This is a genomic window from Microbacterium sp. B35-04 (assembly GCF_010634885.1).
Taxonomy (GTDB): domain Bacteria; phylum Actinomycetota; class Actinomycetes; order Actinomycetales; family Microbacteriaceae; genus Microbacterium.
Map to the genome: position 1 here is coordinate 1 of NZ_MWLP01000057.1, position 26,679 is coordinate 26,679.

The following is a 26,679-nucleotide window of genomic DNA, read 5'->3' on the forward strand; positions in this document are numbered from 1 at the left end:
CTCGCAAGCTCGCTCAACGACCGCGTTCCTCGCTCGCTCGGCGACCGGGGAACATGCGAGGACCGGGACGAAACGCGCCCCCAGGTAGGCTGGGCGTGTGACACCGACAGCGCCGGGCTCCCATATCGCGGGCAAGCTGGGCCTGACCGACCGCATCTTCGCCGGAGCGCGATCGCGCACTCTGCTCAAGACCGTCGAGGCAGGCCTGAAGCGCGTCGACAGCGCGCTCGAGCGCGAGCTGCGGGTGGCAGACACCCTCGCCGACGCCACCAGCCGCTACCTGTACGACGCAGGCGGCAAGCGCGTTCGTCCGATGCTGGCGCTGCTGACCGCCCAGCTCGGCGACGGTGCGACCGACGAGGTCATCCAGGCCGCCACGGCTCTCGAGATGACCCACCTCGGCTCCCTGTACCACGACGACGTGATGGATGCCGCCGACAAGCGTCGCGGAGTGCCCAGTGCCCATGCGGTGTGGGGCAACAACGTCGCCATCCTCACCGGCGATCTGCTGTTCTCCCGCGCGAGCCAGATCATGGCCCGACACGGCGACCGTGCCATCCGGCTGCAGGCCGACACGTTCGAGCGTCTGGTGCTCGGGCAGATGCACGAGACGGTCGGTCCGTCCGAGACCGACGACCGCGTCGAGTTCTACCTGCAGGTGCTCTCCGACAAGACCGGCTCGCTGATCGCCGCCGCGGCGCAGTCGGGCGTGATCTTCTCGAACGGGCCGGAAGAGTTCGAGGCGCCGATGGTGACCTTCGGCGAGAAGGCCGGGGTGGCATTCCAGCTGCTCGACGACGTGATCGACCTGTCCGCCGACCCCGACGAGACCGGCAAGGTGCCCGGCACCGATCTGCGTGCCGGCGTGCCGACCATGCCCTACCTCGTGCTCGGAGAGCGGAAGGATGCGGCATCCGTCGAGCTGCGCGCCCGGATCGACGACGGCGTCGCCCGCATCGCCGACGGCGCCGATCCCTCGATCCTCGACGAGCCGCTCGCGCGGCTGCGCGATCACGAGGCGACCGAGGCCACCCTCGACCTCGCCCACGCGTGGTCGAGCCAGGCGATCGAGGCGCTCGCACCCCTCCCGAACGGCGCCGTGCGCGAAGCCCTGACCCGATTCGCTCAGGCCGTCGCCGACCGCTCCAGTTAGACGTTCCCGCGTTTCGTCTCGCTTCGCTCGCTCAACGACCGGGGAGTGCGACGAGCCGAGTTCCCGAAAGGACCATCATGACCAAGCTTCGGCTGGCGATCGTCGGTGCAGGACCGGCAGGCATCTACGCCGCCGACATCCTGCTGAAGGCCGAGCGCAGGTTCGACGTGTCGATCGACCTGTTCGAGCAGCTGCCCGCCCCATACGGCCTCGTCCGCTACGGCGTCGCCCCCGACCACCCGCGCATCAAGGGCATCATCACGGCCCTGCGCGAGGTGCTCGACCGCGGGGACATCCGCATCTTCGGCAACGTGCGCTTCGGTGAGGACATCACCCTCGACGACCTCAAGCACCACTACCACGCGGTGATCTTCGCCACCGGCGCCATCCGCGACACCGACCTCGACATCCCCGGCATCGATGCCGCCGGCTCGTACGGCGCCGCCGACTTCGTGAGCTGGTTCGACGGGCACCCCGATGTGCCGCGCGACTGGCCGCTGGATGCGGCATCCGTCGCGGTCCTGGGCAACGGCAACGTCGCCCTCGACGTGTCGCGCATGCTGGCCAAGCACGCCGAGGACCTGCTGCCCACCGAGATCCCCGACAACGTCTACGAGGGGCTCGCAGCGTCGAACGTCACGGACGTGCACGTCTTCGGTCGCCGCGGGCCCGCGAACGTGAAGTTCACGCCGCTGGAGCTCCGCGAACTCGGCGAGCTGCGCGACGTCGACATGGTCGTCTACGACGAGGACTTCGACTACGACGACGCGGCGCACGCCGCCATCGCGAGCAACAAGCAGGTCATGGTGATCGATCGTGTGCTGCAGTCGTGGCGCAAGCGCGACTCGGTCAACAACGCCGGCGGCACGGCGTCTCGCCGCCTGCACCTGCACTTCTACGCCAAGCCCGTGGAGGTGAAGAAGGATGCTGAGGGCCGCGTGTGCGCCCTCGTCTACGAGCGCACGCGCCCCGACGGCGAGGGCGGCGTCGTCGGCACCGGTGAGATGCGCGAGGTGCAGATCCAGGCGCTGTACCGGGCCGTCGGCTACTTCGGCTCGCCGCTGCCCGGCGTGCCGTTCGACAAGCGGCACGGGGTCATCCCGAACCGCGAGGGCCAGGTGCTGAGCAAGGACTCGAACCAGCGCGTCAATGGCGTGTACGCCACCGGCTGGATCAAGCGCGGACCCGTGGGCCTCATCGGCCACACCAAGTCCGACGCGATGGAGACCATCCGCCATCTGATCAACGATCAGGGCACGTGGTGGCAGCCGGCCGACCCCTCGGAGGCGTCCATCCCTGAGTTGCTCGCCTCGCGCGGTGTGGCTTGGACCGACCTGGAGGGCTGGCACCGCCTCGACGAGCACGAGGTCGCGCTCGGCGCGCCGCACGAGCGTGCGCGCGTCAAGGTCGTCCCGCGCCACGAGATGGTGACGATCTCGCGCGGCGAGTGAGCGAGCCCGCCCGAGTCTGGAATCGCGCAAGGGTAGATTTCCGCACGCTGCCAGCCGGACGGAGCTGCGGGAGACCCTCGAAGCGCGTCGCCCCCTAGGCTGAGGCCATGGCCGGGACGACTGCGGCGTGGGTCCCCGACATCCTCGGGAAGCCGTTCGAGCAGCTGACGCTGCCGCTCGGCGTGACCGGGGAGCACGGGGCGCTCGTGGCCACGCTGGTGCGCAGCATCCCGAATCCGCTGGCGACCGCGTTCGCGCCGCTGCGGGACGTCGACGTGCTGTATGTGCACGGCTGGTCGGACTACTTCTTCCAGCGCGAACTGGCAGATTTCTGGACGCGACGCGGCGCACGGTTCTATGCGCTCGACCTGCGCCGCTACGGTCGGAGCCTCCGCGACGGCCAGTCTCCCGGCTACATCGACTCGCTCGACGACTACGACGCCGACATCGGCGCCGCACTGCGGGCGATGGGACACCATGTGCCCGCCGCGGAGACCGCGGTGGCGCAGCGCACGCACGTGCAGTCGCGCGAACCGGACAGGCCCGAGCGGCGCCGCGGCCGCCGGCTCGTGCTCATGGGACATTCGACCGGCGGCCTCACGCTCACCCTCTGGGCCGACCGTCATCCAGGTCTCGCCGACGCCCTCGTGCTCAACAGCCCGTGGCTCGAGCTGCAGCTCGGTCCGCTGGGCCGCCAGGCGCTCGCACCGCTGGTCGACATGCGGGCCCGGATCGATCCGCGGGGAACGCAGCCGGCCGTCGACTTCGGCTTCTACACGCGTGCGCAGGATGAGATCGGCACGCTCCCGCATGGCGATCATCGCGCGCTGTGGCGGCCTGACCGGGGTTTTCCGACGGCACCCGGCTGGCTGTCCGCCGTGATGGCAGGGCACCGCCGCGTCGCGGCGGGCGTCGACGTCGGCTGTCCCACCATGGTGCTGCTCTCGAAGGCCTCGACGGCGCCGCTCTCGTGGCGCGAGTCGATGACGTCGACGGACTCCGTGCTGGTCGTCGACGACATCGCCCGCGCGGCGACGAAGCTCGGCGAGCTCGTGACGATCTCGCGCATCCCCGGGGCGATCCACGACGTCTTCCTGTCGCGTGACGAAGCGCGCGAGCGGGCGTACGATGCTCTCGACCGCTGGGTGACGGGCTACGCCGTACCGGACTGACGGACGCGAAATGTCCCCCGAAGAGGGGACAGCACATACTTGCCGGCCGGGTTACCCTTTAAGGGAGATGTCCCCAGCATCTCAGGGAAGGCCCTCCCCAAGAATCCTTCCCGAACCGTCGTCCAGCGCCGCTGACCGGGGGGTTGGTAGCGAGAGCAGGCGACGTCAGGCCCCGGGTGTCCCCAGCATCCGGGGCCTTTTACCGTCTCTTCGACTACCGCCGCTTCGAGGTCTTCGGCATCTCGGTGCCGCGCGCGAGCACGCGGATGAGCAGCACGTACGTCGTGAGCGAGAGCACATAGCCGGCGAGGTAGACGACGAGCTCCTGCGCCAGGAACCGGCTGTAGTCGAGCTCGCCGTCGACGACCGCCGGCGAGCTCTGGCTGAGGAGGTAGGCCGCGGTCTGGCCCGCGGCGAAGATCGCCAGCAGGGCGAGCACCGCGAGGAGCGCGAACCAGATCCGGCTGCGCCACACGCGGGCGGTCGCGGCCATCGCCGTCGCGGCCGTCCACGCAGGCACCTCCGGGTCGAGCCACCCGTTCACCGTGGGGATCAGGATGATCGCCGCGATGAAGAGGCCGTTGAGAAGGGTGCCGCCGACCCCGGTGAATGCGGTGTCGTCGATGTCGCCGCGCACGAACGTCGGGACGAGCAGGATGACCAGCACGGGAACCGTCGCGACGACGGCTGACAGCACGGCCCGGAGAAAGCGCATGGCCCGAGTGTAGGGCGGCGGGGCCGAGACGTTCTCCCGCCATCACGAGGCGAGCGTGAGGATCGCCGAGGCGACGGCCTTCGGTGAGGAGTGCTGTGCGACATGGTGGTGTCGCGGGATGAGTACGAGCTTGGCCGCCGAGGCACTCCGGCGCAGTCGCCGGCACCATTCGAGCCCGGCGATCGGGTCTGCGCCGCCCCGGATGATGAGGAGGGGCACGGCGAGGTCGGGGACGCGATCTTCCAGCCGGTAGGCGAGCATCTGCCGCAGCTGCGCCAGATACCAGGGGATCCCGCAGCGCAGGTAGTCGGTGAACACGATCACGTTCACCGACGGAGGCTCGCCCAGGGTGTCGACCGCGAGCGCGCGCGTCTGGCCGATCATGGTCCGATAGCGCTCGTCGGCGACCGGACCCATCGCCACCACCGTCCTGACGAGGTCGGGACGCTGGAGGGCCGCCTCGACGACCCATTGGCTTCCCATCGAGTGGCCGAGGAGCACGACCGGTCCGACGTCGAGTCCTGCCACGACGCGCCCGAGCGCGTGTGCCATTTCAGGCACGTCCAGGTCGCGGCGGGGCTTCGGCAGTCCGCCGAAACCCGGGAGATCGATCGAGAACACGGTGCGACGCGCTGCCAGCTCGTCGTGCAGCCGTGAGAGGTAGCGGTGAGACACGCCGATGCCGTGCACGAGCACGATCGCGGGCTCACCGCTCTCCGGTGCAACGGACGACAGCACCCGGAACACGAGGTCACCGACATCTACCCGGCGCTCGGCCGGTTGCACCCGGTCAGGCATGGGCGTCTCGCTCCGCGGGGACCGCGTGCCACTCGTGCTCAGCCGACGCCATCCGGTCATGCTACGGCGTGCGTGCGCGGGCCCGGCAGCCGTTGACAAGCCTCATTTCCGCCGCCTCTTCGTCGCTTCCCGCTTGCCCGGTGTTCACCCGGCAGGGCCAGCGTGTCCAGCGGGCGTGCACCCCGAATCCCCACCGGCAGTCGCGCGCCCTCCACTCCAGAGGAAAGGACGGCGCGCGCATGCGGCCGAGTTCGAGACGCCCCGACCCCAGCGGGGCGCAACGCACGCACTGGACCAAGGCGGGGGTGACGGCTGCGGGCATCGCGGCCGCGCTGCTCGTCACCGCACTGGCGGCACCCGCGGCATCCGCCGCGCCGCTCGCCCCGGCGAAGCCGGCCCCTGAGGCGCCGCCCGTCGCACCGACGCTGACGCCGGCGGACGGCGCCTGGCTCGAGGGAACGGTGACCGTCGCCTCCGACCCCACCACCGCAGGCGATCCCGTGACGTCCCTCACGATCGACGGCCAGGAGCTGACTGCGACGTCGACGCCTGGCCAGTCGCACCTGCTGTTCGACGTCGGCAGCAACTCGGCCGCTCTGTCGTACGCCAACTATCTCGTCGTGAACGGGCACCGCATCGACCAGGACCGCACGTGGGTGTCCGAGAGGGTCGACATCCCGGTCCCGAACGACTGGCTCGTCACAGGCGAGAACACCATCGAGATCTTCGCCGGCACCGCCGATGCGGCGTGCGGCGTGAACTACGACGACTTCGTCGTCACGGACGTCAGCCTCGAACTGCTCGGCGAGGTCGCCGACGGTGAGGACAACCCGTTCACTCTCAACTTCGGCGACGGGGACTGCGGCACGCAGACAGGCGACATCACCCACGCGGAGCTGTCCTTCTTCGTGCTCGGTGACCCACTCGCCTCGACCGGCCTGACGGCCGAGGTCGACACGACCGCGCTGGCCAATGGACAGCACGAGATCGTCGCGACGAGCGCCGCCGGCGGCACCGTCGCGCACGCCGTCTCGGTCAACAACGCGCCGGTCGGCGCGCCGCAGGTCTCGCCGGAAGACGGCACCCTGACCCGCGGCGTCCAGACGGTGTCGGCATCGCTCCCAGCCAGCGGCGACGGCGGCGTGAGCGCCCTCACGGTCGACGGCGCCCCGGCTCCTGCGACGGTCTCGCTCGGGGCGGGTTCGTCGATCTTCGCGTTCACGGTGGGCTCGAACTCGATCGAGCACCGCTACCAGAACCACCTGCTCGTCAACGGGCACAAGGTCGACATCCTCGGCGACTGGGTCAGTCAGCGGGTCGAGGTGCCGGTTCCCAACCGCTACCTCGTTCCCGGTGAGAACGCGGTCGCCATCGTCGCCGGCGACGTGAGCTCGAGCTGCGGCGCGAACCTCGACGACTTCACCATCACCGAGCTCGCACTGCAGGTCAGCGGGGGCACGGCGACCGGTCAGGATGTCGCTGCGTCGTATTCGATGGGCGACGGCAGCTGCGGCTCCTCGACGACCGCCCTCGCCCGGGCAGACACGACCTGGACGGTCGACGCTCCCGCCGTCTCGACCCTGCCGACCCTCGGTTCCGGCGAGGCGACGTTCAGCTTCGACGTCGGGACCAACTCGATCGACGACGTGTTCGCCAACATGCTCTACGTCAACGGCATCCCTCAGCTGCTCGGCGGCGTCTACGTGGGCGAACGGGTCGACATCGTCATCCCGAACGACTGGCTGCTGCCCGGTTGGAACACGATCGACGTCGTGACCGGCACCATCGGGACCGGCTGCAACCGCGATGACTTCACGATCTCCAACCTCGCGCTCACCCCCGCCGCCGGCACCGCGACGGGTCAGCGCCTGAAGCCGTCGTACGCGATGGGAGACGGCACCTGCGGTTCGAACGTCAACTCGTTCGCCGAGATCGACGTCCACTTCCTGGTGACGGATGCCTCGCCTCAAGGCCTGCGCGCAGAGATCGACACCGCCGCCCTCACGGACGGTGCCCATACGATCGCCGCCACATCGACCACGGGTGAGAGCGCGACGCGCCAGCTGCTGACCGACAACACCGCTCCGGTGATCTCGTCGAGCACTCCCGCCGTCGGAGCGACGATCACCTCGTCCGTGGCGCTCGACGTGGAGCTCGAGGACGCGTCCGGTCTCATGGGAACGCCCGAGCTCACACTCGACGGCGCCCCCGTCGCCCTCGGCGACCTCGTCGGACCGGGCCTTTCGGCCGGTGAGCACACGATCGCCGTGACGGCGACCGACTCGCTCGGCAACTCGGCGCAGCGCGAGGTCGCGTTCTCCTCGGCGGGCATCCCCGACGTGCCGACGGACCTCACGCCGACGACCGGCACGGGCGGAGTCTCGGGGTCGGTGACGCTCGGCGCGACCGTCGGCGAGCCCGACGGCGGCGACGTCACGGCGACGTTCTCGCAGGCCGAGATCCTCACGCCCAACCAGGGATGGCAGGGCACGTCGACGGACGTGCCGACCACCCTCGCGGTTGCCGGCGAGTCGAACATCGGCTCGACGAAGTCGCTTGCTCCCGGTGACGGCCTCACACTGGACTCGCCCGTAGGCCGTGACGTGACCTACCAGCGGTTCGACGTGCAGCTCAAGGGACAGGTCGCCGATCCGGTGCTGCGCTGGGAGGGGGTCATCGACCCGACCCGCGTCGTGGCGCTGCGCGCCTGGAACCTCCAGGCGGCGGCGTGGGACGTCCTCGCGAGCTCGCGAGGCGCCCTCGAGGGCAACACGGTGCTCACCTCGCTCGTCGACGACCGCTACCTCGACGGCCAGCAGGTGCACGTCATGATCACCGGCGAGGATCCCTTCGCCGATGAGATCGACCCCGGCGACGAGGGCTTCGCCGACCCGGCGTCGTACGACTTCTCGATCGCCCACTTCACCGACACGCAGTATCTGTCGGAGGGGGCCGTCGAGCAGGAGACTGCGGCCGAGCGCGCGATCTGGGAGAAGGCGTACGGCGACACCACCCGCTGGATCGCCGACAACGCCGAGACCCGCAAGATCGAGTACGTCGCACACACCGGCGACATCATCGAGAACAACATCCGCACACCCGCGGACGAGGCGATGATGCAGCAGGTGATCGGCGAGTTCGAGGTGTCATCGCGCCAGCAGGCGATCCTCGACGACGCCGGGGTCACCAATCAGGTGATCGCGGGGAACCACGACAACCGTTCCGGCACCGAGAACGGGCCCGAGGCCATGTACAACCAGTACTTCGGCCCCGACCGTTACGAGGCGGCGGACGACGCATGGATGGACGCCGAGTACGGCGGGCCGTGGCGCGAGGGCGACAACCAGAACAACTACACCCTGTTCTCGGCCGGCGGCCTCGACTTCGTCGCGGTCGGCCTCTCCTACGGCGTCACCAACGAGGAGACCGCGTGGGCGTCGGAGATCTTCGCCCGCTACCCGGATCGCAACGGCATCCTGCTGTCGCACGACTACCTCGCTGCGAGCGCTCAGACCGACGGACGCAACTCCGGCTACGCGGCTCCCGACGGCGCCCTGCTGTACAAGAAGATCGTCGAGCCCAACCCCAACGTGTTCCTCATCCTCGCGGGGCACATCCACGGCCTGGGCACGAACGTCAAGCCCGAGGTCGGCCAGGTCGGCCACGGGGTCGTCGAGCTGCTCGCGGACTACCAGGCGTTCACCGTCTCGGCCGAGCAGCTGGGCCTGACCGGAATCGGCGGGTACGCGCCCACCGACAAGCTGCGGTTCGGCGCCAGCTTCCTGCGTCTGCTGCAGTTCGACGTGGACCGGTCCGAGATGCTCGTCGACACGTACTCGCCGTTCCTCGGGGAGTTCGGCGCCGACGAGTACGACCCGGCGCTGCGGTACCTGCCGGAGGCCGACAACATGGTGCTGCCGGTCGATCTCACCTCGCGTACGACGAGCTTCCGCACGGACTCGCTCGCGCTGTACAACCCGATCGCGGTCATCGGCGAGACGACCGCCGCCTCGGGTGAGGTGGCTTCGGTGAAGTGGACGGGCCTGAAGAAGAACACCGCCTACGCGTGGTTCGTCGTGGCCAGGTCGGCCGGCGGCGGCGAGACGCCGTCGCTGCCGAGCGTGTTCGTGACCGGGGACAAGGCGACGGCTGAGAGGCAGGTCACGCCTGAGCTGGCCCCGTACGCGACGCCGACACCGGTTCCGACGCCGACGCCGCCGACGCCCAGCCCGGCGACGACTCCCGCCGCAGAGCCCTCGCCGACGGTGGAGCAGACGCCTCCCTCGTCCGACTAGTCGGAGGACCTCGAGAGGGCCCGTTCCCCGCTGCACCGCGGGGGACGGGCCCTCCTCCGCGCCACCCGTGGGGGGTTCCGAGGCTGTTCTTCCGGCGATCCCACGCCGTTCATCTGCATGAACGAGCATCGCCCTGTCTGTGAAGGAGTCCGCTTGACCGCGCTGCTACACCGCCATCGGCTCGCCTCGGTCCCCATTGCGATCGCGGTCGCCGTCGCCGCGGCATCCGTCCTCCTCGCCCCTGCCGCTGCGCATGGCCACGGCTTCACCACGACCGTGTACGTGGACGCGACAGCACCGGAGCCGGGGGTTGTCCGCGCGGAGATCGGGCTGGAATACGACCTCCTGGTGCTGTCGGTGGCCGACACCGAGGACGCGCCCGAGTTCTTCGAGGACGGCATGGACGTCTTCGGCACCGGCGAGGAGGCTGACGCGCTCAACGCGCATGCCGGGGCGATCGTCGACTACGTGACCGAACGTCTCGAGCTCACGGCAGACGACGTGCCGTGCGTGCCCGAGCGCGCCGGCGCGCTCAGTGTCACCGAGCGGCACGACGTGCCGTACGCCGTGCTCACGCTCGACTACAGGTGCGAGCCGGCTGCCGCGCATGAACTTCGCAGCGCGCTCTTCCCCGACGAGGAGGGGTTCGTCCGGGGGACGGTCACGATCGTCGACTACGTGGTGGATCACACTTCGGGCAGCGCGACACTGACGCGCCAGGAGCCGGCGTTCAGCACGGAGCAGACACTGCTCGAACGACTCGGGCGGTTCTTCGTGCTCGGATCCGAGCACCTGCTGTTCGGCATCGACCACATCCTCTTCCTCCTCGCCCTCATCGTCGGCTCCCGCCGGCTGCGTGACATCGTCCTGGCGGCGACCGCCTTCACCGTCGCGCACTCGGTGACATTCATCCTCGCCGCGCTGGGAGTCGTGTCGTTGCCTGCCGCGCTCGTGGAGCCGCTCATCGCGCTGTCGATCGCGGTGGTCGGCTGCTGGTACCTGTGGCGGGTGTGGCGTCAGCGCCGGGAGCCGGCTCAGCTCCACGCACCTGCGACCGACGCCGCGTTCGACCGCACTCAGCTGGCACGATTCGCCGTGGTCTTCGGGTTCGGGCTGCTCCACGGGGTCGGCTTCGCCGGCGCCCTCGGCATCCACGAGCCGTCGTCGTGGTCGCTGCTCGGCGCGCTGCTCGTCTTCAATCTGGGGATCGAGGCTGTGCAGGTGGCGATCATCGTGGTGACCTTCCCGATCCTGCTGGCGATCCGCAAGGCGGCCCCGAGAACGGGTCTGGTCGTCGGAGTCGTCATCGCCGCCGGTGTGACGCTGATGGGGCTGGTGTGGTTTGTGCAGCGGCTGCTCGGGATCGGGTAGACCGGAACGCGGCGGTGGCCGAGGCATCCGTAACCCGCCCGCGCTAAGGTGCGGCTATGGCCAAGACGACGAAGGCACAACGCCAGGCGCTGGACGCGATGGAAGACGCCGCCGCGGCGGCGAAGCAGGCGAAGAAGGCGGCCAAGGCTCTGCCGAGCAAGACCGCCAAGAAGCTCCGCGAGCTATCCGAGGACGCCAGGGACGCCGCTGATGTCTCGAAGAAGGCGCTTCGGAAGTCGCCCGGCAAGGTTGCCAAGCGCGCCACGCGAGCGGCCGACAAGCTCGTCAAGGCGACGGCCCAGGCTGTCACCAAGGCCGAGAAGAAGGCCCGTCTGCGGGCCGAAGCCGAGCGCGCCGCGGCCGAAGCCGAGCGGGTGACCGCCGAGGCGCAGCAGCGCACGGCGCAAGCGAAGGCAGCCAAGAAGGAGGCCGCGAAGGCTGCGAAGGCGGCTGACCGCGCGGACCGTGAAGCCGCGGCGGCGGAGCTGGCTCTCGAGAGCGAGCTCGCAGGTCCAGCCGAGACGGACGCGGCGGAGTCGAGTCCGGCATCCGGCGCGGCGGCGCCCGCCGCGACCGAACCGGCACCGCCCACGGCTGAGACGACGACCAAGACGCCCGCGCGCAAGGCGCCTGCCCGCAGGACGCCCGTGGGCAAGACGCCCGCGACCAATGCACCCGCACGATCCGCGTCCCGCCGGAAGGCCCCCACCGCGTCATCAACCCCCGACAGCGCTCCCGCCGCACCGCGTGCGAAGTCGTCGCGCGCCGCTTCCACCGCGGGTGAAAACAGCGCATCTGACCTCTCATCTCTCACGGTCGCCGCGCTGCGGGACCGCGCCCGGTCGGCCGGCAAGACGGGATACTCACGCCTGAGCAAGGCGCAGCTCGTCGCGCTCCTGTCCTGAGGTGCAGTCGGTGGGGGAGCGGCCAGAGCAGCTCGAACTCGACAGGTCAGGGGTGGCGACCCCGAGCCGGACACTTCTCGACATCCTGCGCGAGACGACGGCCCGGTATCCCGAAGCATCCGCCCTCGACGACGGGTCAGGGTCGCTGAGCTACCGAGATCTGATGGCCCGTGTCGGGCGCACCGCCGCGCAACTCCACGAAGCCGGCCTACGGCGGGGCGACCGAGTCGGCGTCCGCGTCCCGTCCGGCTCGAAGGAGCTGTACATCGCCATCCTCGCCGTGCTCGCCGCGGGTGCGGCGTACGTTCCGGTGGACGTGGACGATCCGGACGAGCGCGCGCGCCTCGTCTTCGGCGAGGCCGGGGTCCGCGGAGTCATCACCGACGACGGCTACACCTCTGCCGAGGCGCAGGCCGAGGACGAAGCCGAGCTGGCGGCATCCGCTCGGCTTTTCACGGGTGATGCACCGCATCCCAGCACCCATGGGGTCGTCACGGTTCCACCGCCGGATGTGACGGACGACGCGTGGATCATCTTCACGTCCGGCTCCACTGGTGTGCCGAAGGGAGTGGCCGTCACCCACCGCTCGGCGGCCGCCTTCGTCGACGCCGAGGCGCGACTGTTCCTGCAAGGCGCACCACTCGGGCCCCGCGACCGCGTGCTTGCCGGACTTTCGGTCGCGTTCGACGCGTCGTGTGAAGAGATGTGGCTCGCCTGGCGACACGGCGCGTGCCTGGTGCCGGCGCCTCGCGCACTCGTCCGCTCCGGCGAGGATCTCGCGCCCTGGCTCATCCGGCAGGGCATCACGGTGGTCTCGACGGTTCCGACTCTGGCGGCGATGTGGCCGGAGGACTCCATCGAGAACGTGAGGCTGCTGATCTTCGGCGGTGAAGCCTGCCCTCCGGAACTCGCCGCCCGTCTGGCCGCCGACGGCCGCGAGGTGTGGAACACGTATGGTCCCACCGAGGCGACCGTGGTCGCCTGCGCGGCGCCGCTCGACTCCGGACCCGTCCGCATCGGGCTTCCGCTGGACGGCTGGGCGCTCGCGGTCGTCGACGCGGAGGGACGGCGTGTCGCCGAGGGCGACATCGGCGAGCTGATCATCGGCGGCGTCGGTTTGGCCCGCTACCTCGATCCCGCGAAGGATGCCGAGAAGTACGCGCCGATGCCGACCCTCGGCTGGGAGCGCGCCTACCGCTCAGGCGACTTGGTCCGTTACGAGCCCGCGGGGCTCGTCTTCATGGGTCGGGCCGACGATCAGGTGAAGGTCGGCGGGCGCCGCATCGAGCTGGGCGAGGTCGAATCCGCGCTGCAGGACCTCCCCGGGGTCACGGCGGCAGCCGCTGCCGTGCGATCGACCGATGCCGGAGTTCCCGTGCTCGTCGGCTATCTCGTCGCGGACGAGACAGAGGACTTCGATCGGGCGCACGCACGTGCTCTGCTGGCCGAGCGCCTGCCGGCGGCGATCGTGCCGCTGCTGGCGGTCGTCGACGAGCTGCCGGTTCGGACATCCGGCAAGGTCGACCGGGCGGCGCTCCCATGGCCGCTGCCCGGCGTCGAGGCGCCGCCGGCGGGACTGTCTCCCGCCGAGGCCTGGCTGGCGGAGCAATGGCAGACCGTGCTCGGCGTGCCGGTGCCCGGCCGGTCGGCCGACTTCTTCGACCTCGGTGGCGGCTCACTGGCAGCCGCCCAGCTCGTCTCACGGATCCGCGTGCGCGTGCCTGAATTCTCCGTCGCCGACATCTACGACGTGCCGCGCCTGAGCTCGATGGCCAAGGCGCTCGGGCCGCTGGAGGATGACGGACCGGCGACGTTCCACCGACCCGTGCCGACGCCGCGCACCACACAGTGGGTGCAGACGCTCCTCGGCGTGCCGCTGTTCATCATCACCGGCATCCGCTGGTTGCTCTACCTGCTCACGGCCAGTGCGCTGCTGCAGCTCGCACCAGGCTTCGAAGCGCTGCCGAGCACTCCCTGGTGGGTGCTGCTGATCGGGCTGGCCGTGTTCGCGACACCCTTCGGTCGCATGGGCATCGCTGTCGTTGCGGCTCGACTGCTCCTGGCAGGGCTGCGCCCCGGCGACTACCCCCGTGGCGGCAGTGTGCACATGCGCCTCTGGCTGGCCGAGCAGATCGCGGACCAGATCGATGCGGTCGGCCTCGCCGGCGCACCGTGGGTCACCTACTACGCGCGGGCACTCGGGGCGAAGATCGGGCGCGGCGTGGACATGCACACGCTGCCTCCCATCACGGGAATGCTCGAACTGGGCGACGGCGCCGCGGTCGAGCCTGAGGTCGATCTCACCGGCACGTGGATCGACGGGGACGTCCTCCGCGTAGGAGAAGTGCGCATCGGCGCCGACGCGACGATCGGGGCCCGCAGCACGCTGGCTCCGGGCACCAGGGTTGGCCAGCGCGCCGACATCGCGCCCGGTTCGGCCGTGTTCGGCCGGGTGCGTGCAGACCAGTCATGGGCCGGATCTCCCGCAGAGCGCGTCGGCGGCGTCGAGTCCGGGTGGCCCGCGGAGCGGGCTCCGGCGCCGACCCGCTGGCTCTGGGCGTACGCGGTCTCGTCCGTCGCTTTGGCCCTGCTGCCGATCGCGTCGTTCGCCGTCGGCGGGCTGGTCATCGCGCAGGGGATCCGGGATGCCGACACCCTCGGCGCCGCATTTCTCGGGGCCCTGGCGTGGCTCGTGCCCGCCGTCCTTGCAGTGGGCATCGTCTTCGCGGTATCCGTCGTGCTCGCGGTGCGCGTGCTGTCGATCGGGCTGCAGGAGGGCACCCACCCCGTGCGCAGCCGGATCGGATGGCAGGCGTGGAGCATCGAACGACTGCTCGACTCGTCGCGCACGGTGCTCTTCCCGCTGTACTCGAGCCTCTTCACCCCGGTTTGGCTGCGGCTTCTCGGTGCGCGGGTCGGTCGCGAGGTCGAGGCATCCACCGTCCTGCTCATCCCGTCGATGACGCGCATCGACGACGGCGCGTTCCTCGCCGATGACACGATGGTCGGCTCGTACGAGCTGCGCGGGGGCTGGATGCGGCTCGGACCGGTCCGCATCGGCAAGCGCGCGTTCCTCGGAAACTCCGGGATGGCGGCGCCTGGCCACCGCGTGCCCCGCGACGGGCTCGTCGCCGTCCTGTCGTCCGCGCCGCTGAAGGCGAAACCGGGTTCGTCCTGGCTCGGATCGCCGGCCGTGCGGCTGCGTCGGCTGTCGGCCGAGGGCGACGAGAGCCGCACGTACCGACCGACCGTCGGTCTCCGGATCGCGCGCACGCTCTGGGAACTCGGCCGCTTCGTGCCTGTCGTCGTCACGTGCGCCATCGGCCTCGGTGTCCTGTTCGGCCTCGCCGCTCTGTGGGAGACCGTGGGCCCGGTGTGGACGCTCCTCGTCTCCGGCATCGTGATGCTGGCCGCCGGTGCGGTGGCCGCAGGACTGTCGACTGCGGCGAAGTGGCTCATCGTGGGCACGATCCGCGCGGGCGAGCAGCCGCTGTGGTCGAGCTTCGTCTGGCGCACCGAGGTATCGGACACCTTCACCGAGATGGTCGCCGCCCCCTGGTTCGCGCGCGCGGCTGCGGGAACGCCGGCGCTGGCCGTGTGGCTGCGGTCACTCGGATCGCGGATCGGCCGTGGCGTGTGGTGCGAGAGCTATTGGCTTCCCGAGCCCGACCTTGTCACTCTGGGGGACGGCGCGGCCGTCAATCGCGGCTGCGTTGTGCAGACCCACCTGTTCCATGATCGAATCATGAGCATGGACACGGTGGAACTGGAGGCTGGTGCGACGCTCGGTCCGCACAGTGTCATCCTGCCGGGGGCTACGCTCGGCGCCCACGCGACGGTCGGCCCCGCGTCGCTGGTGATGCGCGGCGAGACCGTGCCCGTCGGCTCGCGCTGGAGCGGCAACCCGATCGGCCCGTGGCGCGCGGTCAAGGTCCGCGCCTACCAGTCGACATCGTGAGGGCTCACGACTCGTACGCACCGCAGAGCGGCGATCCCACCTTCGACGTCGAGTCCTACGACCTCGACCTCTCCTATCGTGTGCGCACCAACCGCCTCGAGGGTCGCGTTGTCGTCAACGCGGTCGCTGCCGTTCCGACGTCGTCGGTCGCGTTGGATCTCATCGGACTCCGCGCGTCGCGGGTGCGCGTGGATGGCGACCGGCGCACGGCCTACGCTCAAGGGCCGCGGAAGGTGCGGGTGGTGCTTCCCCGGCGGATGGAGCCGGGGGAGCGGTTCTCCATCGAGGTGACCTACGCCGGCGCCCCTGCTCCACGGCGGACACGCTGGGGCACCATCGGCTTCGAGGAGCTCGAGGACGGTGCCCTCGTGGCCGCTCAGCCCACCGGCGCACCGACGTGGTTCCCTTGCAACGACCGCCCAGACGATCGCGCCCGCTACTCGGTCACTGTTGCGACGGATGCCGGCTACACCGCGGTCGCCACCGGGGCCCTCATCGGGTCGGCGCGACGCGGTCAGTTCGAAGCCCGCACCTTCCGTTCCGACGTGCCGACGGCCACGTATCTCGTCGCGCTGCACATCGGACGCTACGTCTCCACCACTCTGCCCGGTTCTGCCGGTTCTGCCGGGTTCCCGGTGACGGTCGTCCACCCGCCCGCCCTGGGCAGCGAGGTGGCGACGGCGTTCGCTCCGGTCACTCGCATGATCGAGCTGTTCGAGTCCGCGTTCGGTCCCTACCCGCAGGACGCCTGCACCATTGTGGTCACTCCCGACGAGCTCGAGATACCGCTCGAGGCGCAGGGGATGGCGGTCTTCGGCGCCAACCATCTCGACCCGGCATCGGAGCGCCTCGTCGCGCACGAATTGGCGCACCAGTGGTTCGGCAACAGCGTGGGTGTCGCGCGCTGGCAGGACATCTGGCTCAACGAGGGGTTCGCCTGTTACGCCGAGTGGATGTGGTCCGAGGCATCCGGCCGCCAGACCGTCCACGAGAAGGCGGCAAGGCATCACGCCCGGCTTGCCGCGCTCGATCAGGATCTGGTGCTCTCGGATCCCGGTCCCGGGCTGATGTTCGACGATCGCGTGTACAAGCGTGGCGCGCTGACCCTCTATGCGCTGCGACGTCGCATGGGGGAGAGCGGGTTCGCCGCACTTGTGCGCGAGTGGGCGAGCGCGGGCGCCGGCAGGTCGGTGACGACCGCGGACTTCCGTACTCTGGCCGTCCGGCTCGCAGGGGCGGACATCGACGCGCTGCTCACGGCCTGGCTGGATCGACCCGAGCTGCCTCCGATGCCTCGCTGAGCGCGACACTGATGACGAGGCCCGGCGGGCCGTCGATGTCCCATCCCGTGATCACGGGGCCATCCGGTACGACCGCCTGCCAGGCGCGGCCGCCCACTGGTGCGATTGCGACCGTGCCCGGGTCGACGCGAAGGCCCCGCCCGTCGGCCTTGAGGGCCGCCTCCACCCGCACCCAATCCCGCAATCGCACGCCTGATCGAGCGCCGAGGACTCCGTTCAGACCTGCGGCGTCGCGCACCGGGTCGGTCTCGGCTTCGACGTCGATCGCGAACGTGCCAGTACCCCGAAAGGCGACCGCCGCGACGGCCACGCCGCTCGCGTAGGCGACGGCGGGTCGAGCCGAGGCATCCGTCGTCCGAACGGGACCATGGGGTCCGCCGCAGCGCGCGCAGGGATTCGACAACTCGGCGCCGGGCGCGAGCATCTCGCGCAGAAGATCCCATGCCACGTCGCGTCGTGCAGCGCCGTCCGGCACGACCCGCCAGGCAAGCTGCAGCCGCGTGGGAGGTGTGGTCGCGAGTGCACGCTCGATACGCCCAGACTCCGATACGGCGCGAGGACTGCTCACCCTCACGGAGTTTCCACCGCCCGTTTCGGCACGCGCTACCGGTAGTTGATGAACTGCAGGTCGACCTCGAGATCGGCGGCCTTCAGCAGGCGCTGCACCTCCTGCAGGTCGTCGCGGGACTTGGACTGCACGCGCAGCTCGTCGCCCTGGATCTGCGACTTGACGCCCTTGGGGCCCTCATCGCGGATGATCTTCGAGATCTTCTTCGCGTTCTCCGACGAGATGCCGTCCTTGATCGTCGAGACGATCCGGTACTCCTTGCCGCTGGCGAAGGGCTCGCCGGACTCAAGGCTCTTCAGAGAGATGCCGCGCTTGATGAGCTTCGACTGGAACACGTCGAGCACGGCCTTCGCGCGCTCCTCCGTGCTCGCCTTGATGAGCACGGACTCGCCGCTCCACTCGACCGAGGCGCCGGTGCCCTTGAAGTCGTAGCGCTGCTCGATCTCTTTGCGCGCCTGGTTGAGGGCGTTCTCCGCCTCCTGGTGGTCGACCTTGCTGACGATGTCGAACGAGGAATCTGCCATGCGGGAAGTTTAGTGGCCGAGCGGATGTCGCGCCCCCGGTGTCGTGGCGGTGCCCCCGGCGAGCCAGAGCCGGCGTGACATGGGAAAGCGCCTGCAAGCGATTCCAAATCCGCGCGCTTTATCACGGCGGGATATCGATACGGAGCCCGTGTTGCCAGATTTCGCAACGCCGGGTAAGAATGTAAGCGCTTGCATTTCGCAGCACGAGTCACAGCCGCACTGTCGCGATCGGCAATGCGGCCGAACTCACTCAGTACTCCAGAGAGGCACTGCACCGATGAAGGTGAACAAGAAGAGCTGGCTCGCTCTCGGCGGCCTGGCCGTCGCATCCATCGTCCTCGCCGGCTGCGCCGGCAGCGGAACCCCCGCCGACAGCGATGAGGGCGGCGACGCGTCGACCGAACTGACGGTCTGGGTCGACACCGAGCGCGTCGACGCGCTGAAGGACGCCGCAGAGGCCTACACCGAGAAGACCGGTGTCGAGGTCGACCTCGTCGGCAAGGACGTCGACAACATCAAGAACGACTTCATCCAGCAGGCACCCACCGGCCGTGGACCCGACGTCGTCATGGGTGCACACGACTGGCTCGGCGAGCTCTCGTCGAACGGCGTCGTCGCCCCGATCGAGCTCGGCGACACCGCTGCCGACTACGCTCCCGTCGCACTGCAGGCGTCGACCTACGAGGGCACGACCTACATGCTCCCGTACGCGGTCGAGAACATCGCGGTGCTCCGCAACGCCGACCTCATCCCCGAGGCAGCGGCGAGCTTCGACGACATGATCGCCAAGGGCACCGCGGCGGGCCTGGCCACGCCGTTCGTCGTGGAGCAGGGCGTCGAGGGCAACCCGTACCACCTGTACCCGTACCAGACGGCGTTCGGCGCTCCGGTGTTCGGCACCGACGCCGAGGGCAACTACGACCCGACCGACCTGCAGATGGGCAACGAGGGCGGCTTCGAGTTCGCCACGTGGCTCGGCGCACAGGGTGCCGCCGGTGCGTTCAACACCGACATCGACGGACAGATCGCGAAGGACAAGTTCCTCGCCGGTGAGGCGGCCTTCTGGCTGACCGGCCCGTGGAACGTCGGCGCGGCGGTCGACGGCGGCATCAACGTCGCGATCGACGTCATCCCCAGCCCGACCGACGCCCCGGCGCAGCCGTTCGCCGGTGTCAAGGGCTTCTTCGTGAGCTCGGAGTCCGACAACAAGGTCGCCGCGAACGACTTCCTCGTCAACTACATCGGCACCGAGGACGTCCAGCTGTCGCTGTTCGAGGCCGGCAACGTGCTGCCCGCCCTCACCGCGGCTGCCGACGCGGCCGCCTCCGACCCGATCGTCGCCGGCTTCCAGGCCGTCGGCGCCGAGGCCGTCCCGATGCCGGCCATCCCGCAGATGGGCGCGGTCTGGGAGTTCTGGGGCGTGGCCGAGGCTGCGATCATCAACGGCGCGGACCCCACCGCGACGTGGCAGAAGCTCGTCGATGACGTGACCACCGCCATCCAGTAAGCACTCCCTCGCGGTCCCACGGACCGCAACGGTGACCGGGGTGGGTGCTCGCGCACCCGCCCTGGTCATGGCTCCACCCACGACGAGGACGAAGCATGACCGACACCCTCACGACGGCGTCCGAAGAGACGGCGCCTCCGAGCCCACGGCAGCGCAGCGCCGCCCGCATGGCCGATGCCGCCGGCGGTCGCCTGCGCTGGCTGATCTTCAAGATCGCGCTGCTCGCGATCGTCGACGCCGTGGCCGTGTTCGCGGTGTTCGTGCTGTTCCTGCACAACGAGTGGCTCGTTCTCGCCCTCGTCGCCGCCGTGACGATCCTCGTGAACTGGATCTACTTCTCGCGCAAGCAGATCCCCGCCAAGTACCTGACGCCGGGCATCCTCCTGCTCATCGTCTTCCAGATCTTCACGCTCGTCTACACGGGCTACATCGGCTTCACCAACTACGGCACGGGCCACAACGGCAGCAAGGACCAGGCCGTCGCCTCGCTCATGCGGTCCTCGCTCGTGCGCGTCGAGGACTCGCCGACGTTCGACGTCACCGTGGTCGAGCGTGTCGGCGAACTGGGGCTGCTCGTGACCGACCCGACCGACGGCGACGTCTCGCTGGGCACCAACCTGCAGCCGCTGGAACCGGTCGACGACGCCACGATGGAGGGCGGCAAGGCCGTCGCCGTCGACGGCTGGACGACGCTCATGTTCGCCGACGTGCTCTCGCGCAGCAACGACATCGAGGCGCTCGCCGTGCCGTACAGCGACGACCCGAACGACGGCGCGATCCGCACGCAGGACGGCCAGAAGGGCTACCTGTACGTCTCGACCCTCGAGTACGACGCCGCGGCCGGCACGATGACCGACACCACCACGGGCACCGTCTACACCGACGACGGTGAGGGCGCGTTCGTCTCGGACGAGGGGGAGGAGCTGCTTCCGGGCTGGCAGGTCTTCGTCGGCTTCGAGAACTTCGTCAAAGCGGTGACGGATGCCTCGATCCGCGGCCCGCTCCTTTCCGTGACCGCGTGGACCTTCGTCTTCGCCGCGGTGTCGGTGGCCTCCACCTTCTTCCTCGGACTTCTGCTCGCGCTGGTGTTCAACCACAAGGGCATGCGCTTCAAGAACACCTACCGGATCATGCTGATCCTGCCGTATGCGTTCCCCGCCTTCCTGGGGGCGCTCGTCTGGGCGGGCATGATGAACGAGAGCTTCGGGTTCATCAACCAGGTGCTCCTGGGCGGGGCCGAGATCCCGTGGCTCACCGACCCGTGGCTCGCCAAGGTCTCGGTGCTCCTGGTGAATCTGTGGCTCGGCTTCCCCTACATGTTCCTGGTGTGCATGGGCGCGCTGCAGGGCATTCCGGAGGAGGTCAACGAGGCCGGCGTGATGGACGGCGCGAACCCGTGGCAGATCTTCCGCCGCATCAAGCTTCCGCTGCTGCTCGTGACGGTGACGCCGCTCCTGATCGCGTCGTTCGCGTTCAACTTCAACAACTTCAACCTGATCTACATGCTGACCGGGGGCGGTCCGCGCATGGAGGACACCGCGATCCGCGTCGGGCACACCGACATCCTGATCTCGATGGTCTACAAGGTGGCGTTCACCGGCGAGAACCGCGACTACGGCCTCGCATCCGCCTTCACGATCCTCATCTTCATCGTGGTCGCCCTGATCTCGATCGTCAGCTTCCGCAAGACCAAGGCCCTCGAGGAGTTGAACTGACATGACCGAGGTCCGACTGTCACACAATGACCAGACCGTCGCGCAGAGCACGACTGCGGCGGCGACGGAGTACGAGCCGCCCAAGCGCCGCCGTTCGTTCGGCAGATGGTTCGCCGATACGGGGTGGCGCCATGTGGTCGCGATCGTGGTCTCGATCTTCGCCATCTTCCCGCTGCTGTACGTGCTGTCGGCGTCGCTGAACCCGCAGGGCACCCTGACGGGCTCGAACCAGCTGTTCTCCGCCATCGGCATCGACAGCTACGTGCGCATCCTCACCGATCCGCAGATCCCGTACCCGATGTGGTTCCTCAACACGATCGTCGTGGCCACGGTCACCGGCTTCGTGATGGTGTTCATCGGGGCGCTCGCCGCGTACGCCTTCTCGCGCATGCGCTTCGCGGGCCGCCGCGTGGGTCTCATCACGATCGTGGTGGTGCAGATGTTCCCGCAGCTGCTCGCCGTGGTGGCGATCTTCCTCATGATGAGCGCCATCGGCGACTGGTTCCCGGCGATCGGCCTGAACACGATCAGCGGCCTGATCCTCATCTATCTCGGCGGGGCGCTGGGCGTCAACACATACCTCATGTACGGGTTCTTCAACACGATCCCCAAGGAGCTCGACGAGGCGGCGAAGATCGACGGCGCCGGCCATGCGCGCATCTTCTTCACGATCATCCTCCGACTGGTGGCGCCGATCCTCGCGGTGGTGGGTCTGCTGTCGTTCATCGGCATCGTCAACGAGTACGTCATCGCGAGCGTCATGCTGATCGACCCTGAGAAGCAGACCCTGGTCGTCGGGCTGACGAAGCTCGTCTCCAACCCCCGCTACGCCGACTGGTCGGCGTTCTCGGCGGGTGCCGTCATGGCTGCCATCCCGGTGGTCGTGGTGTTCCTGCTCCTGCAGAAGTACATCGTGGGCGGACTGACCGCCGGCGCCACGAAGGGCTGAGTCGGCCACGATCCGGCAGAGAGCGGATGCCGCGGCATCCGCTCTGCCGTTCTGAAGCGCCTGCGTGCACGAGGCCCGCCGCGCCCGGGCTGTGGACAGCCGGTGACACGGAGTCGCAGGATCCTGCACACTGAGTCCCATGTCAGCGTTGACCACCATCGGGCTGCCCGTAGCCCTCGGCATCATCATGCTCGGCCTCGGCCTGAGCCTCACCCCCGGCGATTTCGCCCGCGTCCTCAAGCAGCCGAAGGCGGTGATCGTCGCGCTGCTGTGCCAGCTGATCCTGCTGCCCCTGATCTGCTTCGGGCTCGTGCTGGCGTTCCAGCTGCCGCCGATCCTCGCGGTAGGCATGATGATGCTCGCGGCGTCGCCCGGCGGCACCACCGCCAACCTCTACAGCCACCTGTTCCGCGGCGACGTGGCCCTGAACATCTCGCTCACCGCGGTGAACTCGGTGATCGCCGTGTTCACGCTCCCGCTCATCACCAACCTCGCGATCCTCTACTTCAACCCGTTCGACGATCAGCTGGGGCTGCAATGGGCGAAGACCGTCGAGGTCTTCGCGATCGTGCTGCTGCCGGTCGCACTCGGCATGATCGTGCGCCGCTTCTGGCCGCGCTTCGCCAAGGCCATGGACAAGCCGGTGCGGATCGCCTCGGTCATCATCCTCGTCGTCGTGATCGTCGGTGCCGTCGCGCAGAACTGGGCGCTGCTGCTCGAGAACTTCGGGCGGCTGTCGCTGATCACCATCGTCTTCTGCCTCATCAGCCTCACGGTCGGCTACTTCGCCCCGCGGCTGGTGAGGGTGGGCAAGCGGCAGTCGATCGCATCGTCGTTCGAGATCGGCATCCACAATGCCACCCTCGCGATCGTCATCGCGCAGACGGTGCTCGGCTCGGTCGAGCTGTCGCTGCCGGCAGCGGTGTACGGCGTGCTGATGTTCTTCATCGCGTTCGGGTTCGGGTTCCTCATCCGCGGCCGCTCCGGGGCAGCCGACGACACCGCGTCCGACCCGGTCGACGACACCGCAGCCCCGGCCGCATCCGCCTGACCGCAAGACGGACGGATGCCTCCGCCACCCCTGCGCGCACACACGGGGTGGCGGAGGCCGGGCCTCGCGCCGGGCGGCGTCGCTCACCGCTCCGGCGGCGAGGGGGGTGGGCATGGGGACCGTCATTCGTAGACTGGGCGGGCGAGGAGGTGCCATGCGCCCACTGACCGAAGAAGAAGTGCGTTCGTCGTTCGTGAACGCCACGTCCGACGAACTGCGGCTCGTCACGCTGCCGGCCGATTTCCTGCTCACCGACTGGGATCACCTCGATTTCCTGGCGTGGCGTGATCCACGGACCCGGGGCCGCGGCTATCTGGTCGCCGAGGTGGACGGCGAGGCCGTCGCCATCGTGCTGCGCGGCGCCGAAGGGGCGTCGCACGCACGCGCCGCGCTCTGCAACCTGTGCCACACCATGCAGCCGGCCGACCAGGTCGTGATGTACACGGCGCGCAAGGCGGGAGAGGCAGGCGCGCACGGTGACAGCGTCGGCACGTACATCTGCGCTGACCTGTCGTGTCACGAGAACGTGCGGCTCGCCGCCCCGCTCGCGCCGAACGAGGTGCGGGCGAGCGTCGACCGCAAGATCGACGGCACCCGCCGGCGCACCGAGGCCTTCGTCGGCCGCGTGCTCGAGACGGCGGGCGTGGCGCGATGACCGTCGTCGTGGTGGGCGACGCGCTCATCGACGAGCTGCGCGATGATCACGGCGTGCGGGAGTTCGTCGGCGGAGCGGCGCTCAACGTCGCCGTCGGGCTCGCGCGGCTGGGCGTGCCCGCCATCCTCGTCGCCATGCTCGGTGACGACGAGCCCGCGTCCCGCGTGCGGCGCTACCTCGCCGACTTCGGCGTCGAGCTCATCGCGACGCCGTCGCTCCTCGGCACGGCGCGTGCGGTGAGCACGCGTTCCGGCGGCGGCGAGCCCGTGTATGAGTTCAACGAGGCGGCGCAGCGGCGACGCATCCGGTTCGGCGATGACGAGCGGCGGGCGTTCGCGGATGCCGATCTCGTGGTCGTGAGCTGCTTCGCGTTCGACGACGCCGAGCAGGCGGCCGAGCTGGCCGACGCGATCGCGCAGGCCCGGGCGCTCGCGCGGAGCGAGGGACAGGGCGGAGTGCCGGTCGCCGTCGACCCGAATCCGCGGACCGGGATGCTGCACGACAAAGCCGAGTTCGTGCGCGGCTTCGAACGGCTGGCGGCCGAGGCCGCGCTCGTCAAGGTCGGCGAGGACGACGCTGCCCTGCTGTATGGCGACCGCCTCGACGTGCTGCGCGCCCGCCTCATCGACCTCGGCGCCGGGGCTGTGCTCGCGACGGAAGGGGCGGCCGGCGCCACGATCGAGGCGGGCGAGGCGGTCGTCACACGGCCGATCTCGAACCTTCCGGGACGCATCGTCGACACGATGGGCGCCGGCGACGCCGCTTTCGCCGCGACCGTCGCAGCGCTCGTCCACGGCACGCCGGTGGACGCCGGCGAGTGGGCGGCGGTGCTGCACTCCGCAATGGATGCCGCGGCCGCCACGTGCCGCTTCGAGGGAGCGCTGCTGCGCACTCCGAGCGCACTCGGCGGCATCGATCTGGACCACATCGGCACCTAGAGGACCGCGATCCCGGGACGCCGCGGGCCTATCGATCGGGCGGATTTCTGACCTCGCGCATCTACGAGTAACATTGTGGATCGCGCCTCCGGTCGTCTGGAAAAGTCGGACGGGTGCGCCTGGCGAGTTACCCAAGCGGCCAAAGGGATCTGACTGTAAATCAGACTGCTCAGCATTCGGGGGTTCGAATCCCTCACTCGCCACAACACCGGAACGCGCCCCGCAAGCGGGGCGCGTTCGGCGTTTCCGGCCGGTTGCGGCGAGAGCCGCCCGGGGCGAGCCGGACGGCCCTCGACGTTTCTGTATCTCAGTCGGCGGGGAGGAAGATCCGCTCCGGGATCTGCTCGTACGCTTCGGGGTCGAGTGACTCGATCGAGCCGTCGGCCACCGCCGTGATCAGGCCCCTGACTCCGATCTCCACCTGCTTCGCGAGGAATCCGTTGCGCTTCTGCCCGTCGGACTGGGTGTTGCTCGAGGTCTCGAACAGGATGGTGGCGCTGCCTCGCAGAGCGAACGAGCCCAGCGCAGTGCCGGGCAGGTTGGTGTCCTGCGGGTAGAGCGTGAGGTCACCGAACGCCGACTCGCCGTGGGCCTGCAAGGCGTCGTAGACCGCGACATTCGCGCGCCGGGATGCGTCGTAGTCGAAGTTCGGCCAGTCGCCGAACTCTGCCGGGTCGGCGATGAACCGCGCCGAGATCGACAGCGGCGACATGTCACCGGTGCCCTCCTGCGCGTAGCACGGCCACTGGTTGTGGAGGTCGACGAAGTAGTCGACGATGCCGAACTCGGCCTCGAGGCCCGCGTACACATCTCGCACGGTCTGGGCCTCGGGCGTGATGTACCAGCCGGTGTCGGCGCTGTTGCCGGGGAAGTCCTCGGGCAGCGGGACGTAGTCCAGGTCGGGGTTGAAGTCCCGGTTGACGTCGAAGCCGGGAACGGCCGGCTGGTAGTTCCACGCCGGGTCCACCCCGGCGAGCTGCGGGAAGTCCTCGACGACCTCGTCCCAGCTCATCTGGTTCTGCCGGGTGTCGCGCTCGCCGCCGTCGACGTTGAGGCGGGGGATCGCGACGATCGTCACGTTCTCCCGGATCTCCTCCGCAGCCGCCGTGTTGCCGCCGAACTCCTTGAGCAGCGAGAGCAGGGCTTCGGTGCCGTGGTTCTCGTTCCCGTGGATCTGCGACTGCACCAGGACGACCGTGTCTCCGGTGCCGACTCGCGCCTGATAGATCTCGCGGCCTTCGTTGCTGTAGCCGGCGACCGAGACGTCGACGACGCCTCCGCTAGTGGCCTCGATCCGCTCCAGCTCCCTCGTCAGCTGGTCGTGGGTCACGAACGCGGACCGGTTGCCGGCCGACTCCGTTCCGCAGTGGGAGTTGACGGGGATTGCCTGCGCGGCGGGCGCGGCGACGATGCCCGCCGTGCCCACCAGGACGGCGCTCGTGAGCGCGGCGAGGGTGAGTCTTCTGCTTCTCTGCACGGTATCTCCAGTTCTGTATCGCGTTGTCCTCACATGCCAGCGCATCACGCTGCGCAAGGGAAGCGCTTGCTGAGGCTTCTCATCGAAGTGTCATGAACGGCTCGGAGGCGCCGTGGGCAGAGGCATCCGCTGCCGCTTCCACGACTGGCCCAGCGCTACGCGTCCCCACCCGGTTC

Annotated in this window: 19 protein-coding genes and 1 tRNA gene; 15 read left to right on the forward strand and 5 right to left on the reverse strand. The window is 69.4% G+C overall.

Translation table 11 applies throughout. The features are described from left to right. Window positions 1-97 precede the first annotated feature (97 nt). The 3 genes from B1729_RS13455 to B1729_RS13465 all read left to right on the forward strand — a co-directional run bounded on the left by B1729_RS13455 (window position 98) and on the right by B1729_RS13465 (window position 3,776). Window positions 98-1,153, forward strand: a complete 1,056-nt coding sequence (locus B1729_RS13455) for a polyprenyl synthetase family protein (RefSeq protein WP_163618350.1) — start codon at window positions 98-100, stop codon at window positions 1,151-1,153. A gap of 77 nt (window positions 1,154-1,230) precedes the next feature. After that, window positions 1,231-2,604, forward strand: coding sequence for an FAD-dependent oxidoreductase (locus B1729_RS13460; protein ID WP_163618351.1), 1,374 nt, complete (start codon window positions 1,231-1,233; stop codon window positions 2,602-2,604). Window positions 2,605-2,711: 107 nt separating this feature from the next. Continuing rightward, a complete protein-coding gene (locus B1729_RS13465; RefSeq protein ID WP_163618352.1) occupies window positions 2,712-3,776 on the forward strand; it encodes an alpha/beta hydrolase in 1,065 nt (354 codons plus the stop codon). A 214-nt stretch (window positions 3,777-3,990) separates the two neighbouring features. Here B1729_RS13465 and B1729_RS13470 read toward each other — a convergent pair whose 3' ends face one another. Together B1729_RS13470 and B1729_RS13475 are read right to left on the reverse strand one after the other, a co-directional pair. Then, window positions 3,991-4,491, reverse strand: a complete 501-nt coding sequence (locus B1729_RS13470) for a hypothetical protein (RefSeq protein WP_163618353.1) — start codon at window positions 4,489-4,491, stop codon at window positions 3,991-3,993. Between the two features lie 42 nt (window positions 4,492-4,533). Next, entirely contained in the window at window positions 4,534-5,289 is a 756-nt protein-coding gene (locus B1729_RS13475) for an alpha/beta hydrolase (RefSeq protein ID WP_163618354.1), read from the reverse strand. A 239-nt stretch (window positions 5,290-5,528) separates the two neighbouring features. Between B1729_RS13475 and B1729_RS13480 the strand changes: the two genes are divergently transcribed. The 5 genes from B1729_RS13480 (at window position 5,529) to B1729_RS13500 (ending at window position 17,119) form a co-directional block, all read left to right on the forward strand. Continuing rightward, entirely contained in the window at window positions 5,529-9,584 is a 4,056-nt protein-coding gene (locus tag B1729_RS13480) for a metallophosphoesterase (protein WP_163633210.1), read from the forward strand. A gap of 153 nt (window positions 9,585-9,737) precedes the next feature. After that, on the forward strand, window positions 9,738-10,955 hold the full coding sequence (locus B1729_RS13485; RefSeq protein ID WP_239525948.1) for a HupE/UreJ family protein: 1,218 nt from the start codon (window positions 9,738-9,740) through the stop codon (window positions 10,953-10,955). Between the two features lie 56 nt (window positions 10,956-11,011). Beyond that, a complete protein-coding gene (locus tag B1729_RS13490) occupies window positions 11,012-11,860 on the forward strand; it encodes a hypothetical protein (RefSeq protein WP_163633212.1) in 849 nt (282 codons plus the stop codon). 10 nt (window positions 11,861-11,870) lie between these two features. Further along, a complete protein-coding gene (locus B1729_RS13495; protein WP_163633214.1) occupies window positions 11,871-15,818 on the forward strand; it encodes a Pls/PosA family non-ribosomal peptide synthetase in 3,948 nt (1,315 codons plus the stop codon). Continuing rightward, window positions 15,815-17,119 carry a M1 family metallopeptidase gene (locus tag B1729_RS13500; protein WP_163633216.1) on the forward strand — a complete coding sequence of 435 codons (1,305 nt, stop codon included), beginning with the start codon at window positions 15,815-15,817 and terminating at the stop codon, window positions 17,117-17,119. Before B1729_RS13495 ends, B1729_RS13500 begins: the two co-directional genes overlap by 4 nt. On the opposite strand, the gene B1729_RS13505 is transcribed toward B1729_RS13500, so the two are convergent. Next, window positions 17,073-17,567, reverse strand: a complete 495-nt coding sequence (locus B1729_RS13505; RefSeq protein WP_239539640.1) for a chemotaxis protein CheY — start codon at window positions 17,565-17,567, stop codon at window positions 17,073-17,075. The genes B1729_RS13500 and B1729_RS13505 overlap by 47 nt on opposite strands. A gap of 155 nt (window positions 17,568-17,722) precedes the next feature. Next, window positions 17,723-18,211, reverse strand: a complete 489-nt coding sequence (locus tag B1729_RS13510; protein WP_163618360.1) for a YajQ family cyclic di-GMP-binding protein — start codon at window positions 18,209-18,211, stop codon at window positions 17,723-17,725. A 277-nt stretch (window positions 18,212-18,488) separates the two neighbouring features. On the opposite strand from B1729_RS13510, the gene B1729_RS13515 reads away from it, so the two are divergent. From B1729_RS13515 to B1729_RS13545, 7 genes are all read left to right on the forward strand, one after another. Then, entirely contained in the window at window positions 18,489-19,718 is a 1,230-nt protein-coding gene (locus tag B1729_RS13515) for an extracellular solute-binding protein (RefSeq protein WP_163633219.1), read from the forward strand. A 95-nt stretch (window positions 19,719-19,813) separates the two neighbouring features. Further along, window positions 19,814-21,433 carry an ABC transporter permease subunit gene (locus B1729_RS13520; protein WP_163633221.1) on the forward strand — a complete coding sequence of 540 codons (1,620 nt, stop codon included), beginning with the start codon at window positions 19,814-19,816 and terminating at the stop codon, window positions 21,431-21,433. A 1-nt stretch (window position 21,434) separates the two neighbouring features. After that, window positions 21,435-22,382, forward strand: coding sequence for a sugar ABC transporter permease (locus B1729_RS13525; RefSeq protein WP_163618363.1), 948 nt, complete (start codon window positions 21,435-21,437; stop codon window positions 22,380-22,382). A 139-nt stretch (window positions 22,383-22,521) separates the two neighbouring features. Further along, window positions 22,522-23,433 (forward strand): bile acid:sodium symporter family protein, encoded by a 912-nt coding sequence (locus B1729_RS13530; protein WP_163618364.1) that lies wholly within the window; start codon window positions 22,522-22,524, stop codon window positions 23,431-23,433. Between the two features lie 154 nt (window positions 23,434-23,587). Next, window positions 23,588-24,088 (forward strand): FBP domain-containing protein, encoded by a 501-nt coding sequence (locus B1729_RS13535; protein WP_163618365.1) that lies wholly within the window; start codon window positions 23,588-23,590, stop codon window positions 24,086-24,088. Next, window positions 24,085-25,026 carry a PfkB family carbohydrate kinase gene (locus tag B1729_RS13540; RefSeq protein ID WP_163633223.1) on the forward strand — a complete coding sequence of 314 codons (942 nt, stop codon included), beginning with the start codon at window positions 24,085-24,087 and terminating at the stop codon, window positions 25,024-25,026. Before B1729_RS13535 ends, B1729_RS13540 begins: the two co-directional genes overlap by 4 nt. 121 nt (window positions 25,027-25,147) lie before the next feature. Continuing rightward, window positions 25,148-25,229: transfer RNA gene (locus B1729_RS13545), tRNA-Tyr, on the forward strand. 104 nt (window positions 25,230-25,333) lie between these two features. Here the strand turns inward: B1729_RS13545 and B1729_RS13550 are convergent. Next, on the reverse strand, window positions 25,334-26,503 hold the full coding sequence (locus B1729_RS13550) for a M14 family zinc carboxypeptidase (protein WP_239525950.1): 1,170 nt from the start codon (window positions 26,501-26,503) through the stop codon (window positions 25,334-25,336). Between the last annotated feature and the right edge of the window lie 176 nt (window positions 26,504-26,679).

Bases quoted from the DNA above. Each gene is read 5' to 3' on its own strand.
- B1729_RS13460 (WP_163618351.1), top strand. From the start codon at position 1,231: ATGACCAAGCTTCGGCTGGCGATCGTCGGTGCAGGACCGGCAGGCATC.
- B1729_RS13465 (WP_163618352.1), top strand. From the start codon at position 2,712: ATGGCCGGGACGACTGCGGCGTGGGTCCCCGACATCCTCGGGAAGCCG.
- B1729_RS13470 (WP_163618353.1), bottom strand. From the start codon at position 4,491: ATGCGCTTTCTCCGGGCCGTGCTGTCAGCCGTCGTCGCGACGGTTCCC.
- B1729_RS13475 (WP_163618354.1), bottom strand. From the start codon at position 5,289: ATGCCTGACCGGGTGCAACCGGCCGAGCGCCGGGTAGATGTCGGTGAC.
- B1729_RS13480 (WP_163633210.1), top strand. From the start codon at position 5,529: ATGCGGCCGAGTTCGAGACGCCCCGACCCCAGCGGGGCGCAACGCACG.
- B1729_RS13490 (WP_163633212.1), top strand. From the start codon at position 11,012: ATGGCCAAGACGACGAAGGCACAACGCCAGGCGCTGGACGCGATGGAA.
- B1729_RS13510 (WP_163618360.1), bottom strand. From the start codon at position 18,211: ATGGCAGATTCCTCGTTCGACATCGTCAGCAAGGTCGACCACCAGGAG.
- B1729_RS13515 (WP_163633219.1), top strand. From the start codon at position 18,489: ATGAAGGTGAACAAGAAGAGCTGGCTCGCTCTCGGCGGCCTGGCCGTC.
- B1729_RS13520 (WP_163633221.1), top strand. From the start codon at position 19,814: ATGACCGACACCCTCACGACGGCGTCCGAAGAGACGGCGCCTCCGAGC.
- B1729_RS13525 (WP_163618363.1), top strand. From the start codon at position 21,435: ATGACCGAGGTCCGACTGTCACACAATGACCAGACCGTCGCGCAGAGC.
- B1729_RS13530 (WP_163618364.1), top strand. From the start codon at position 22,522: ATGTCAGCGTTGACCACCATCGGGCTGCCCGTAGCCCTCGGCATCATC.
- B1729_RS13535 (WP_163618365.1), top strand. From the start codon at position 23,588: ATGCGCCCACTGACCGAAGAAGAAGTGCGTTCGTCGTTCGTGAACGCC.
- B1729_RS13540 (WP_163633223.1), top strand. From the start codon at position 24,085: ATGACCGTCGTCGTGGTGGGCGACGCGCTCATCGACGAGCTGCGCGAT.